Source organism: Pedobacter sp. UYP30, from assembly GCF_040547165.1.
Classification (GTDB): Bacteria; Bacteroidota; Bacteroidia; order Sphingobacteriales; family Sphingobacteriaceae; genus Pedobacter.
Map to the genome: position 1 here is coordinate 1 of NZ_JBEPPD010000022.1, position 13,626 is coordinate 13,626.

The following is a 13,626-nucleotide window of genomic DNA, read 5'->3' on the forward strand; positions in this document are numbered from 1 at the left end:
ATTCTTTAATATACTGAATATCAGTCTATTATACAAATAATTATAGAACTATTTCCCTCATTTTCAAGTGGTTGTAATTTTTGTCATGTACTAAACCCGATTATTTTAAACAATTGGAAAAGAAGCGACGATGACCAACATGCAATTTATGTTTTACATCATTTCGTTTATCAATTCAATGGGACAAATTTTGTGTACAAGAAAAAAATTTAAATGAAATATGCGCTTTTAATTTTAATAGCATTTGCCTCTTGCTCAAATTTTGGCCCAAATCTTGGCAAACTGGTTGATAAAGAGAAGTCGGATTCTTATTTTATCAATTCAGATGGACAAATAACGTTTTGCCCGGGCGGGAACTGGTTCGAATTGGGCAGCACAAAAATGGATGCAGACGCAAAGTCTTTTAAAGTTCTATCGTCAGAAATAGCAGAAGACAAAAATTTTGTTTTTAAACAAAATTCTCCCCAAAAAAATACAGATCGCAACACTTTTTATATAGAAAATAAAATACCGAAGGACAATACAAATACGAGATAATATCTATTACATTTTTTATCATCCAGACCCTAAGCTTTTGCTAAACTCCTTTAATGGTATCGATAAAATCCGAATCCTAGATAAAGACATTATTTGCGTAAACGATAAAGTAATATCGTACGGTAAAGCATTTAAATATCCAAAAGTTGATGTAAATTCATTTCAACTATTTCCTCCCAAAGAACAACGGGCCGTAGACGACAGATATTCAAAAGACAAGAATAATGTTTACTACAATGGAGAAATAATTAAAAACGCAGATGTGAATACGTATGCTCCATTGGGTTTTGGCTTTGGAAAAGATACTAAGAATGCCTATTACGAGAATAAAATTTTAGAAGGAGTTGACAGCAAAAGTTTTAAAGCGACTAATTCTAAGGATACCGGTATTTTTATGTTTAGAGACAAATTGGGAAATAAATTTGATTACTATACGGGAAAAAAAATAAATTGAAAACCGAACTCCATCAACTTGTGATAAACTATTTCACTAAGCGTTGAAAACTCGTGTTTATCAATAGTTCTACATTGCGCTGCAAAACATTTAAAACCGAAGGTTCGAAATGGGACAGAGCACAGCTGCCTTTAATAGACCTTTGTAACAACATTAAATGGATGGCAAAATTTATCTATTAAAAATCTGTCGAGTTTTTTATTTTTGTTCTGGAAAGTCGCCATAAAAACAATCTGATTTACTAACTTTGCGGCTCAAAATTCTGCCGCACAATGAGTAAAACAATCAAAGTTAAAAACGCTTTAATTTCAGTATATTACAAAGATGGACTAGCTCCTTTGGTCGAATTTTTGGCTAAGAATGGGGTGCAATTATTCTCGACCGGAGGAACAGAGCAATTTATAAAAGATTTAAATTTACCAGTAACTGCGGTAGAAGATTTAACCGGTTACCCATCTATTTTAGGCGGCCGCGTTAAGACTTTGCATCCAAAGGTTTTTGGTGGCATTTTAAACCGTCGTGCTTTAGCTGATGACCAGAAACAAATTGCCGAATACGAAATTCCAGAGATCGACTTGGTTATCGTAGATTTATATCCATTCGAAGAAACCGTTGCAAATGGCGGTGCTGACGCAGATGTGATAGAGAAGATTGATATTGGTGGCATTTCTTTAATTCGTGCAGCAGCAAAAAACTTTAACGATGTAATTGTACTTGCATCAAAAGACGATTACGGCGTTTTGCTTTCGCAATTAGAGGAACAAGATTGTGCCACTACTGTTGCCCAACGTAAACATTTTGCAAAAAAGGCTTTTCACATTTCCTCTCATTATGATACCGCAATCTTTAATTATTTCAATACAGAAGAGCCGCTAAACGTTTTCAAACAGAGTTTATCTGAAGCTAAAACCTTGCGATATGGAGAAAACCCACATCAACAGGGTTATTTCTATGGAAATTTAGATGCCATGTTTACCAAATTGAACGGCAAAGAACTTTCTTACAATAATTTGGTAGACGTAGATGCAGCCGTTGCTTTAATGGATGAGTTTAACGAGCCGACGGTAGTTATCTTAAAACATACAAACGCTTGCGGTGTGGCTTCTAGGGGCTCATTGCTCGAAGCTTGGAAAGATGCCTTGGCTTGCGATCCTGTTTCGGCTTTTGGCGGTGTAATCATCACCAATCAAACCGTAGATTTGGCTACAGCCGAAGAAATTAACAAACTTTTCTTCGAAGTATTAATAGCACCAGATTATCAGGCGGAGGCGATAGATGTGTTCGCGAAGAAAAAAAATAGGGTAATTTTAAAGCGAAACGAGGTTCAGTTGAGCAAAAAGCAATTTAAAACACTTTTAAACGGCGTTATAGAACAAGATAAAGATTTGGTAATTGAGGCCGAAAACCAAATGACATCGGTAACCGATAAGAAGCCAACTGCGCAAGAATTAAAAGATTTGTTTTTTGCGAACAAACTGGTAAAGCATACAAAATCAAACACCATTGTTCTGGTTAAAGACAATGTGTTGATTGCTAGCGGAGTTGGCCAAACTTCTCGGGTAGATGCCTTGAGGCAAGCGATAGAAAAAGCTGCTTCGTTTGGCTTTAGCGTTAAAGGTGCCGCAATGGCTTCTGATGCATTCTTTCCATTTCCAGATTGTGTAGAGATTGCCGCAGATGCAGGCATTACTGCTGTTGTACAACCTGGAGGATCCATTAAAGATGCAGATTCTATCGCCATGGCAAACGAAAAAGGAATTGCGATGGTGACCACTGGAGTTAGACATTTTAAACACTAAGCAACGATAAAGCAGCTTTATTTAGTAAAAAAGACTACTGTCTATTTGCCCAAACGAGAGGCAGTAACTTACATATAATAACATTGTACACAATAAAAAGTCTAATTTTACATTAGCTTTTATATAAAATTATAAAACATGGGATTATTTAATTGGTTTACGCAAGAAGTTGCCATTGATTTGGGAACGGCGAATACCTTAATTATACATAACGACAAAGTGGTGGTAGACGAACCATCTATTGTTGCTTTTGACCGGACAACCAATAAGGTTATTGCCATTGGTAGGCAAGCCATGCAGATGGAGGGCAAGACACACGACAATATAAAAACCGTAAGGCCACTAAAAGATGGTGTTATTGCCGATTTTAACGCCGCAGAGGCGATGATAAAAGGCATGATCCGTATGTTGAACGGTGGTAAAGGCTGGATGTTCCCTTCGTTGCGGATGGTTATTTGTATCCCCTCTGGAATTACAGAAGTAGAAAAACGCGCTGTTCGAGATTCGGCAGAAATTGCAGGAGCCAAAGAAGTTTATTTGATCCATGAGCCAATGGCAGCTGCTGTGGGTATCGGTATTGATGTAGAGGAACCGATGGGAAATATGATCATCGACATAGGTGGCGGAACTACCGAGATTGCCGTAATCGCATTGTCTGGTATTGTTTGCGATCAATCTATCCGCGTTGCGGGAGACAACTTCGACTCTGATATTGTAAATTACATTCGCCGACAACACAACATTATGATTGGCGATCGTACAGCAGAAAAAATTAAAATTGAGGTTGGCGCTGCCTTGCCAGAACTGCAAGACCCTCCTGCAGATTTTGCCGTGCAAGGAAGAGATTTAATGACTGGCGTGCCGAAACAAATTACCGTTTCATACACAGAAATTGCGCATTGTTTAGATAAATCTATCTCAAAAATAGAAGAAGCCATTTTAAAAGCACTAGAGATTACTCCTCCAGAGCTTTCGGCAGATATTTACCAAACAGGTATTTATTTAACGGGTGGCGGTGCTTTACTCCGCGGATTGGATAAACGGGTAGCCTCAAAAACTAAATTGCCAGTCCACGTAGCCGAAGATCCATTGCGTGCTGTAGTGCGCGGTACTGGTATAGCGCTAAAAAATATTGGCGGCTATAAATTTTTAATGCAATAATCAAAGTTATATGTTGTAAGTTATAAGTTCTACGTCTTGTAACTTACAACGTACCACTTATAACTTATCACTTAAATGCGTAACCTCTGGATTTTTGTTAGTAAGTACAACGCATTTTTCTTGTTTCTCTTTTTCTTTAGTTTGGGGATTTTTTGTACGGTAAAAAACAACGCCTATCAGCGTACAGTTACCTTTAATTCTACAAATGAAGTGGTTGGTAACGCATACGAAAAATTTAATGTGTTAAAACGCTACATCAATCTTGGCAAAGTAAACGATAGCTTGGCGGCAGAAAATGCAAAGCTAAAAACAACCTTACTTGCTCTTAATTCCATCGATAGCGCAAAAAATACCAAGGTTGTAGATACCGTTACCCATCAACAATATACCTATCTAGCCGCCAAGGTGGTAAAAAACTCGGTAACGTTGCGCAACAACATCATGACGATTAACAAGGGTACTGATGACGGTATCGCTATTGGAATGTCTGTCATTTCGCCAGGTGCGGGTGTGGTGGGTTTTATTAGAGATGTATCTACACACCTTGCAACCATACAGTCTTTGTTGCACAAAGACACGCGAATTAGCGTGATGCTCCAAAAAAACGATGCATTAGGTTCTCTTGTTTGGGGTGATGGCAACTTCGACGTAAAAAAAGCGTATATTAAAGAGATACCAAACCACATAAAAATGAAAGTTGGAGATTCGGTGGTAACCTCTGGTTTTGGTTCTTTTCCTGCCAGTATACTTGTTGGGAGAATAAGCAGAACAAATGTTTCTACAAATGATAATTTTTTATCAGCAGAAATTACGTTGGTTAATGATTTTAGTACCCTGCAATATGTTTATGTAATAAAAGATAAGCTCGCACAAGAACAAAAAAGCTTAGAATTGAAGTAAAAAATAAATGAACAATAGAATATTAATCGTAAATATTTTAAGGTGGCTAGTATTGCTGGGCGTGCAAATATTTTTACTCAAAAACATGGGTTTTTACGACCTCTCTACCCCTTTTATATACGTTCTTTTCTTGTTGCTTTTACCTTTTAAAATTCCAAATCTATTACTCTATCTACTCGCCTTTGGTACCGGCCTTACCTTAGATTCTTTTTATGATACCATGGGCGTGCATGCCACTGCCTGCGTAGTGTTGGCATTTGTGCGCATTTCTTTTATCAACGTAAGCTTAAATAAAGATACATTAGACGAACCAGAGCCTTCGCTAAAATATATGGGGCTACAATGGTTCTCGCTGTATGCATTTCTTTGTGTTGTAACCCATCATATCGTATTATTTTTATTAGAAAGCTTTAGGCTAACAGAAATTGGCTACACGCTGGTTAGAGCTGGACTTAGCGTTGTTTTTACAATGGTGCTTATCCTACTGGTCGAATTTATTTTCTATAGAAGGAAGGTACGCTAATGGAACAGTTATTTAATCGAAAATATGTAGTTCAGGGCCTGTTTATTGTAGTGGTAATTGCATTGTTGGCTAAGCTATTTTACATCCAGATAGCAACCGACAAATATTTTCTTTCTGCAGAGAGCAATGTGTTGCGGAAGATTTACAAATACCCAGCTCGTGGCGCAATTTTAGATCGCCACCTGAAAGTTATTGTACAAAATGAGCCAGTATATGATTTGATGGTTTTGCCAAACGACGTAAAGGCATTTGATACGCTTGCACTGGCAAAAGCGTTAGATATAAATGTTGCTGGCATTAAATCTAGGTTAAGAAAGGCCAAAATTCAGTCGAATTATAGATATACGCCATTCGAAAGGCAGATAAGTATCCAGAGCTACGCAAAGTTGCAAGAAATCATCTATCGTTTTCCGGGATTTAGTACCCAAGATCGAACCGTTAGGCAATATCCTGATAGCATTGCCGGCCAATTGTTTGGCTATGTAAAGGAAGTGGATTCCGCCGATATTGCAAATTCGGATAGTTATTACAGTCTAGGCGACTTTATAGGAAAAAGCGGGTTAGAAAGATCTTACGAAGATAAGTTGCGTGGCGAAAAAGGAGTAACACAGATGGTTTACGATGCCCACAACACGCCTCAGGGCAGTTATTCGAATGGAAAGTACGACATTAAAGCAGCGTCTGGCGAAAGGCTAATTACCGGACTTGATATGCGTATCCAACGTTTGGGAGAAGAGTTAATGCAAAATAAGGTTGGTGCCGTGGTCGCGATAGAACCCGCCACAGGAGAAATTTTAGCTTACATAAGCAGCCCGAGCTATGACCCCAACAAATTGGTGGGAAAAGACTGGGGAAATAACTATATGGATCTTTTAAGAAATCCTTATCGTCCATCTGTCATAAGGCCAATTATGGGATATTATCCCCCTGGTTCTTCTTTTAAACCTGTTGACGCATTGATTGCCCTGCAAGAAGGCGTGATAGACGACAACACCCAATTCTATTGCCCTGGCTATTTCCAAGCAGGAAATCATCGGGTAAAATGCGAACATGTGGATGGAACTATTGGCTTAGAACGAGGAATTGCCCGCAGTTGTAATACCTATTTTTGTCATGTTTTCCAAAAATTGATCACCAAAAATGGAATGAAAAAGCAACGTCAAACTTACCAAGATTGGCACGATAAGGTTGCAAAATTTGGCTTTGGCGAAGAATTGGGTGTTGATGTTCCGTTCGAAAGACCAGGGTATTTTTATAATGCTTCGCATTACGATAAGATTTATGGAAACTATTGGGGATACAGTACGCTCATTTCGCAAGCCATTGGGCAAGGAGAAATTACTTCCACTCCCATACAAATGGCAAATGTAATGGCAGCCATTGCCAACAAAGGTTATTACATTACACCGCATTTTATTAAAGCCATTGGCGATAACAACCTCGTGCCAAAAAAATACATAACAAAACATTACGTTGGCGTTGACGAAAAATACTTTTCTCCAGTAATTCAAGGAATGCAAGATGCTGTGAATAGTTCTTGGGGAACTGCTACACTATCGCGGATACCAAATATTTTAATGTGTGGTAAAACAGGTACAGTACAAAATCCTCATGGCAAAAACCACTCGGTTTTTATTGGCTTTGCGCCAGAAAAAAATCCAAAAATTGCCATTGCGGTTATTGTAGAAAACGCAGGTTACGGCAGTACTTATGCAGCACCTATTGCAAGCTATTTGGTAGAAAAATATTTAACTGGCGAGGTGAGCGGGGCGAGAAAACAGCAAGTGGAATGGATGAAAAACCAAAATTTACTACCCGATTTAAAAATTAAGAAATTAAGTAAAGTTGATAGTTTAGCTCTAAAAGAAACCAAAGCGCTTAAACGTGCGAAAGATAGCCTTAAAATAGTTATTGCAAATGCAGCAGTAGATTCTGCCATGCACCGCGCGTCGAACGTCTTTAAATTTGGAGAGCGTTAACATGGAGCAGCCAAAAAGCCGATTTTTTTTAAATGTAGACTGGATTACCGTATTGATTTATTTGGCGCTTTGCACCATAGGTTTTACCAACATTTTTGCCTCTATATACAATCCAGATAAAGCTTCTGCCTTTGAGTTTGGCACCTTATATGGCAAACAACTTATCTACATTATTACAGGCTTAATTCTGGGTCTTGCCATTTTACTGTTCGATGCTAGAGTTTTTAGCGTGTTTGCGCCGGTTATTTATGGCGTAACAATTTTGTTGTTGATTGCCGTATTGTTTGTCGGGCGAAATGTTGGTGGCAATCAGGCTTGGATACCATTAGGTTCTTTTAGGTTACAACCCTCTGAATTTGCAAAATTTGGCACGGCACTGTTGCTTGCCAGATATGTGGCCTCGTTTAACCCGAAATTTAACAACTTTAAAACCATTTTCTTTGCAGCACTTATTGTATTTATTCCGCTGTTGTTAATTCAATTGCAGCCAGATACAGGTTCTGCGCTTGTATTTTTAGCGTTTATGTTTCCGCTGTATCGCGAAGGGCTTTCTGGTTATTTCCTGCTTATTTTTTTGGGGATGATTGTACTTTTTATCGCCGACTTTTTGGTGCCGATAGGAATTTTGATTGCGATAATTTGTATTGTTGCAGCCCTTTTTATTTATGCCAATAAACGCCGCCGACAAACACTTGTAGTTACCGTGTTGGTTGGTTTGCTGGCCATCGGTTATCTTTTCTTGGTAAAGTTTGCTTACACCACTGTATTAGAGCCACATCAACGAAGCAGAATAGAATTAATGTTAGGCCTAAAAACCGATAATAGAGGGGCGGGATACAATGTTATACAATCTCAAATTGCTATTGGCTCTGGCCAGGTCACCGGCCGTGGGTTTTTAGAGGGAACGCAAACAAAATATGGCTACGTACCAGAGCAAAGCACCGATTTTATCTTTTCTACCATTGGTGAAGAATGGGGCTTTGTGGGCTGTTCGGTGGTAATTGGGCTGTATCTATTTTTGCTCTTGCGGCTCATAAACTTGGCCGAACGACAGCGTTCGGTGTTCTCTAGGGTTTACGGCTATTGCGTGGCAAGCATTTTATTTTTTCACGTTTTTATAAATATTGGGATGACCATTGGAATTATCCCGGTAATTGGCATTCCGCTGCCACTAATCAGTTACGGCGGTTCCTCTTTATGGAGTTTTACCATTTTGCTGTTTATCTTTTTAAAGTTAGATTCTAATAGAATGGGATATATTTAGAAATGAGATGTGAGGTGTGAGGTGTGAGGTGTGAGACGTGAGATATGAGATATGAGAAATTTAAAGTCGCCCCTTCCTTGTTCCTTGCTCCTTGCTCTTTAATCTTTTAGCTTTAAGCTTTGGGCTTTCCTTGCTCTTTAGTCTTTCAGCTTTAGTCCTTATAGCCGTCTCGCTAGGGCTCGTGATAGAAGCGACATCCTTTTTTTGGCTTTTTAGCCAAATAAAAGATACAGCGGATAGCACGAAAAAGCGCCCAAAAAATATGGACGCCTTAAGCAACTCAAAAAATTACTGCTCAATTGCCAAATGTGTGCTTATCGCGATTCTATTCCAGGCGTTTATGGTTATAATGGCCATAATAAGTTGCGCAATGTAATTTTTATCGAACAATGCTTCGGCTTTTTTATAGGTTTGAGAAGACAAATCTTTTTGGTGAACGAGCGTAATTTCTTCTGTCATTTCTAAAATTACCTGTTCTTCTTCTGTAAACAAATCTGTTTCTCGCCAAGCGCTTACCACAAAAATTCGCTGATCGGTCTCTCCATTTTTAACGGCATCTTTGGTGTGCATGTTTATGCAATAGGCGCAGCCATTTATTTGCGATGCGCGGATTTCTAACAAGCCAATATGTGTTTTGGTTAATTGGCTGCTGCCTATATAGCCTACCAAACCGTACATGGCTTTGTATGCTTTGGGCTCTACTTCGTTAATGTCTATTCTCTTTTCCATGTTATTTGTTTTTATTTGTTAAGACAAATATCGAGAAGAAATAGTGGAAAAAACTTAACCTGGTTTAAGAACGTCTTTTTCTTATTTCGCTTAGGTATTCTGGCGTGAAACCAAGAAATGATGCGAGCAGGTATTGCGGAATACGCTGAACAAATTGGGGATGAGTTTTACGCATGTGCTCATAAATTTCTTCTTTAGAAAAATCGTAAAGAAACTTTATTCTCATTTGCGATGCGGCGTAAGCGCGCTGATAAACAAACCTAAAATACCTTTCCATTTTTGGAAATGCCACCAATAACCTTTCCTGAGTCTCTCGATTAATGGTTAGCACATGCGACTTTTCTACCGCTTGGATAAAAAATTCTGAGGTCAAGCCGCGTTCATACGCTATGTTATCTGTTATCCACCAAGTTTCTATGGCAAACTCTGTGGTTTGTTCTATACCACTTTCTTTTATAAAGAACTTGCGCAAACAGCCGCTTAAAACAAAAATATTAGCTGAACAGATTTGTCCATGCGCTAACAGATTTTCTTTTTTTTCTAGTTTACGAACCTCGAAAAACCTTAAAACTTCAGCATATTCATCATCCGTTATTTTGATAAATTTCTTTAGATGGATTTTAAATGTTTCGGTCATTCTTTATACAGCTTGTTTAAAAAGACCATCGAAATTAGACTAAAGGCAACGGCTATTTATCAAACCTTCGGTGCAAAAGTTCGTAGAACTTATCTACCGTGTTCTGCTTATTTGCCCAGTTATTTTTTGCCGCATAATTGTTTCTGAGGAACTTTTCTGCGTTATCAAAAGTGGTCATTTTATTTACCAAATCTATCGCCTCGCTGTAAGCCATGTTGTAGCCGCTAAAAAGATCTTTTATAAAGAGCATTTTTTCATTCAGGTTAATGGCGTTTTTCAAATCTGAAATAGGCGCCTTTAAACTTAGTTCTGGTTTAACATTCTTTTTGGCCAGCAAATCATTAAGAGTAGTTCCTTCTTTCTTCTCGAAAATGTTTGGAAGAGGTTCTGTACTTACCACCTCCGGACTAAAACTTGGAATACTGCCTACACCCGATGAGGCTAATGAGCCACTCTGCAAATCGATGCCGTTTCGCTCATTACGCTCTGCAGTTGTTGGGACAGAGTAAGACGATGCTGGTGCGGTTTCCTCATCTTCTGGTTCCGCGTCGCCAGAAATACTATCTTTCGTCTCTTCTATTTCGTATTTCTCGTCTTCTGCGTCATGAATCAAAAATGGCTCTGGGCCAATTTCATCCTCATCAACAGTTGGTTCATCGGCTTTTTCTAATTGTCCAAGGTCTTCATCATCTTGCACTTCTGTTTCTTCTTGGTTTTCAGCCGTTTCGTGTTCTTCAACATCTCCCCTCGCCTCAACCATTCTCTCCAACTCAAATTCAAAAGAACGATCGTCCAAATCTGGTTTAAAAAAATCGTTGTTTCTTTCTTCTGTAATTTCTTGGCGAATATGCTCTTCTTCTTTAACCTCTACTTCTGGCTTCACATCTACCCGTGCTTCATCTTGTTCGGCAGCCACAATCTCTTCTAGCGCCTCGCTTTCAGCAGTGTTATCGCTTTCTGGCGAAAACGATTCTGGTTCATGTTCGGCAACCTCGGCAACAAAGTCGTGCTTAACCTCTTTTGACTTTGATAGATTTGTATTGTTTAATTTCTGAATGATTTTTACATGATCGGCAAGAAAATCGGCGTTAGCCAAAAAAAGCTCCACCTCTAAATCGTTCAACTCGCTAGTATTTTTGGCCAAATATTCATATTGTTGGTTTAATTCTGCCAAAATATTGCCAACCTTATTAAAAATCTCTTCTTGCTTCATCATGCTAATAGCTAATATATTTTGATGATTTATGTTGATAAGTATCTCGTCAAAAATAACACTTAATAATGATATTTGTTGGCTTAAAGCATTTTGTTTCTAGTGTGTGACAGAAAGTACACGCGGTGTAATAGTCTTTTTACGCAAGTTTAAAATGGTTTGAGGTATAAATATTAGGGAAGCCATATTGGTATGTTATTTAGCGAGCAAAATTTTAGGAGAAGAGGCGAATTTTCTGGCAGCATAGAAGTAATCTGCGGGTCGATGTTTTCTGGCAAGACAGAAGAGCTGATAAGAAGGCTAAAAAGAGCACAGATAGCAAAACTTAATGTAGAAATATTTAAGCCGAGAACAGACAATCGTTACCACGAAACCAATATTGTTTCGCACGATGCCAACTCGATTGTCTCCACACCCGTAGAAAGTTCATCGGCCATTTTGCTGTTGGGCGCCAATACGCAGGTGGTGGGTATTGATGAGGCACAGTTTTTTGATGATCAGCTGCCTGAGGTTTGCAATAAATTGGCGGTGAAAGGTGTACGCGTTATTGTGGCTGGCTTAGATATGGATTTTGCAGGCAAACCTTTTGGGCCAATACCGGCTGTAATGGCCGTTGCAGAGCATGTAACCAAGGTGCAAGCTGTTTGTGTATGCTGTGGAAATCCGGCTTTGTACAGCTATCGAACCGTTTTAAATGACAGCATGATTTTAGTTGGTGAAAAAGAAAGTTACGAGCCGCGCTGCAGGGCGTGTTATCATGTAGGTAATAATTGTGGAGCAAGCTAAGGCTTTGTATCAATCGCTAAAGCAAAATTTATGGAACAATCTATAAAACTGATAAAATTTAGAAAGGCACTTGAGCAATTTATAGAGTTTGATGATGTGGAATGGGAAATATTTCAAAATCATTTAGCGTTCAAATCCCTAAATAAAAAAGAGTATTTTATTAAAGAAGGAGAAATTTGCAATTGTTGGGGCTTTATCGTTGAAGGCGCCTTACGCTACTATCATTTAAAAGATGGTGTAGAAATTACAAATTATTTTAGTTTCGAAAATGAGTTGGCAAGCGCCTATAAAAGTTTTCTAACGAAAACGCCTGCACAGGGTTATATTCAAGCTTTAGAAAAAACTGATTTAATTCTTATTTTGAGTGAAAACTTACAAAAGATGGCAGAAAACCCAGTTCTAAGTTTTAAAATGGAGCGCCTGGGCAGAAAGATTGCAGAGTTCTATATTTGTTGTTATGAAGATAGGGTGAGTTCTTTTGTTACAAAAACGCCGCAAGAACGATATTTAGATGTGGAGAAAACCGCCGGGAAAGTTCTACAGCGAATTCCTCAACGCTATGTTGCCAATTTTTTGGGCATTACGCCGGTTTCTCTCTCCAGAATTAGAAAACGGATTTTAACCGTCAAATCATAAATCCAAAAACGTTATCTTTTGTTAACGTTCTGTGCGATAATAGTTTCTTAATTTTGATTTTCTAAAAAAGGAAACTATGTACACCATACTTGGAGCAGGCGGGCCGACCGCCAACGCATTAACAGAAGAATTGCTGAACAACCATCATCAAGTTCGTTTGGTAAGCAGAACGCCAATAACTACAAATAACAAAAACCTTAGCTGGGCAAAGGCCGATTTACTAAAGGAAGATGAGATTTTTAATGCCGCAAAGGGTTCTGAAATACTGTATTTATGTGCAGGATTAGTTTACGATAGTCAAGTTTGGAAGGTGCAGTGGCCGATACTTATGCAGAACATAATAAACGTTGCCAAAAAATTAGGAGCACGATTAATTTTCGTCGATAACGTTTACATGTATGGATTAGTAAGTGGGTCGATGAAGGAAACTACGCCATATCATCCAAATAGTGTAAAAGGCGAGGTACGTGCAGAAATCGCTAATACGTTGATGCAAGAAGCGAAAGCAGGAAACCTGAATGTAACTATTGCCAGAAGTGCTGATTTTTATGGGACAGATTCTTTAAATAGTTTCTTTGATAGCATGGTGTTAAACAAATTCGCCAAAAAACAAAAGGCACAATGGATTGGCAAACCGAGCAAACTTCATAGTTTTACTTATATTCCCGATATTGGCAAAGCGCTGTATCTTCTAGGTCAACACCCGGAAACAGCTAATCAGATTTGGCATTTACCAACAGCTGCGCCCATTACCGGAAAAGAAGTTATTGATTTGGCAGCGGAAATTTATGGTGTAGCGCCAAAATTCTCGACCGTTAACAAATTGATGCTTCAAATAGGTGGCTTATTTAGCAAAGTGGTTGCGGGCACTGTAGAAATGTACTATCAATATGATCATGATTACCATTTTGATTCTAGCAAGTTTGAAAAGCACTTTAACTTTAAACCCACCAGCTATATCGATGGAATAAGGAATGTTTCTGCAACCTTGATTAAAAAAATATAATT

At 38.5% G+C, this 13,626-nt stretch carries 14 protein-coding genes; 11 read left to right on the forward strand and 3 right to left on the reverse strand.

Features of this window, described 5'->3' with window-relative positions; genetic code table 11:
- The first annotated feature begins 213 nt into the window (after positions 1 to 213).
- From ABIB40_RS17875 to rodA, 8 genes are all read left to right on the forward strand, one after another.
- The gene (locus ABIB40_RS17875; protein WP_354360773.1) at positions 214 to 537 is read left to right on the forward strand and encodes a hypothetical protein; all 324 of its coding nucleotides are present in this window, start codon (positions 214 to 216) and stop codon (positions 535 to 537) included.
- A gap of 37 nt (positions 538 to 574) precedes the next feature.
- Positions 575 to 991 (forward strand): DKNYY domain-containing protein, encoded by a 417-nt coding sequence (locus ABIB40_RS17880; RefSeq protein WP_354360775.1) that lies wholly within the window; start codon positions 575 to 577, stop codon positions 989 to 991.
- Positions 992 to 1,263: 272 nt separating this feature from the next.
- A complete protein-coding gene (purH, locus tag ABIB40_RS17885; RefSeq protein WP_354360777.1) occupies positions 1,264 to 2,790 on the forward strand; it encodes a bifunctional phosphoribosylaminoimidazolecarboxamide formyltransferase/IMP cyclohydrolase in 1,527 nt (508 codons plus the stop codon).
- Between the two features lie 138 nt (positions 2,791 to 2,928).
- Positions 2,929 to 3,951 carry a rod shape-determining protein gene (locus ABIB40_RS17890; protein WP_354360779.1) on the forward strand — a complete coding sequence of 341 codons (1,023 nt, stop codon included), beginning with the start codon at positions 2,929 to 2,931 and terminating at the stop codon, positions 3,949 to 3,951.
- A 75-nt stretch (positions 3,952 to 4,026) separates the two neighbouring features.
- The gene (mreC, locus tag ABIB40_RS17895) at positions 4,027 to 4,851 is read left to right on the forward strand and encodes a rod shape-determining protein MreC (protein ID WP_354360781.1); all 825 of its coding nucleotides are present in this window, start codon (positions 4,027 to 4,029) and stop codon (positions 4,849 to 4,851) included.
- 7 nt (positions 4,852 to 4,858) lie between these two features.
- Complete coding sequence (locus ABIB40_RS17900) at positions 4,859 to 5,374, forward strand: rod shape-determining protein MreD (RefSeq protein ID WP_354360783.1); 516 nt, start codon at positions 4,859 to 4,861, stop codon at positions 5,372 to 5,374.
- Entirely contained in the window at positions 5,374 to 7,353 is a 1,980-nt protein-coding gene (mrdA, locus tag ABIB40_RS17905) for a penicillin-binding protein 2 (protein WP_354360785.1), read from the forward strand. Before ABIB40_RS17900 ends, mrdA begins: the two co-directional genes overlap by 1 nt.
- 1 nt (position 7,354) lies before the next feature.
- Positions 7,355 to 8,617, forward strand: a complete 1,263-nt coding sequence (gene rodA / locus ABIB40_RS17910; RefSeq protein WP_354360787.1) for a rod shape-determining protein RodA — start codon at positions 7,355 to 7,357, stop codon at positions 8,615 to 8,617.
- A 288-nt stretch (positions 8,618 to 8,905) separates the two neighbouring features.
- On the opposite strand, the gene ABIB40_RS17915 is transcribed toward rodA, so the two are convergent.
- The 3 genes from ABIB40_RS17915 to ABIB40_RS17925 form a co-directional block, all read right to left on the reverse strand.
- Positions 8,906 to 9,346: a carboxymuconolactone decarboxylase family protein gene (locus tag ABIB40_RS17915; RefSeq protein ID WP_354360789.1), complete on the reverse strand. Its 441-nt coding sequence runs from the start codon at positions 9,344 to 9,346 to the stop codon at positions 8,906 to 8,908.
- A 64-nt stretch (positions 9,347 to 9,410) separates the two neighbouring features.
- The gene (locus ABIB40_RS17920; protein ID WP_354360791.1) at positions 9,411 to 9,983 is read right to left on the reverse strand and encodes a Crp/Fnr family transcriptional regulator; all 573 of its coding nucleotides are present in this window, start codon (positions 9,981 to 9,983) and stop codon (positions 9,411 to 9,413) included.
- Positions 9,984 to 10,035: 52 nt separating this feature from the next.
- On the reverse strand, positions 10,036 to 11,199 hold the full coding sequence (locus tag ABIB40_RS17925; protein ID WP_354360793.1) for a DUF8457 domain-containing protein: 1,164 nt from the start codon (positions 11,197 to 11,199) through the stop codon (positions 10,036 to 10,038).
- A gap of 189 nt (positions 11,200 to 11,388) precedes the next feature.
- On the opposite strand from ABIB40_RS17925, the gene ABIB40_RS17930 reads away from it, so the two are divergent.
- The 3 genes from ABIB40_RS17930 to ABIB40_RS17940 all read left to right on the forward strand — a co-directional run bounded on the left by ABIB40_RS17930 (position 11,389) and on the right by ABIB40_RS17940 (position 13,624).
- Positions 11,389 to 11,982, forward strand: a complete 594-nt coding sequence (locus tag ABIB40_RS17930) for a thymidine kinase (protein ID WP_354360795.1) — start codon at positions 11,389 to 11,391, stop codon at positions 11,980 to 11,982.
- Positions 11,983 to 12,012: 30 nt separating this feature from the next.
- Entirely contained in the window at positions 12,013 to 12,618 is a 606-nt protein-coding gene (locus tag ABIB40_RS17935) for a Crp/Fnr family transcriptional regulator (RefSeq protein ID WP_354360797.1), read from the forward strand.
- Between the two features lie 76 nt (positions 12,619 to 12,694).
- Positions 12,695 to 13,624, forward strand: a complete 930-nt coding sequence (locus ABIB40_RS17940) for an NAD-dependent epimerase/dehydratase family protein (RefSeq protein ID WP_354360799.1) — start codon at positions 12,695 to 12,697, stop codon at positions 13,622 to 13,624.
- Positions 13,625 to 13,626: the final 2 nt, after the last annotated feature.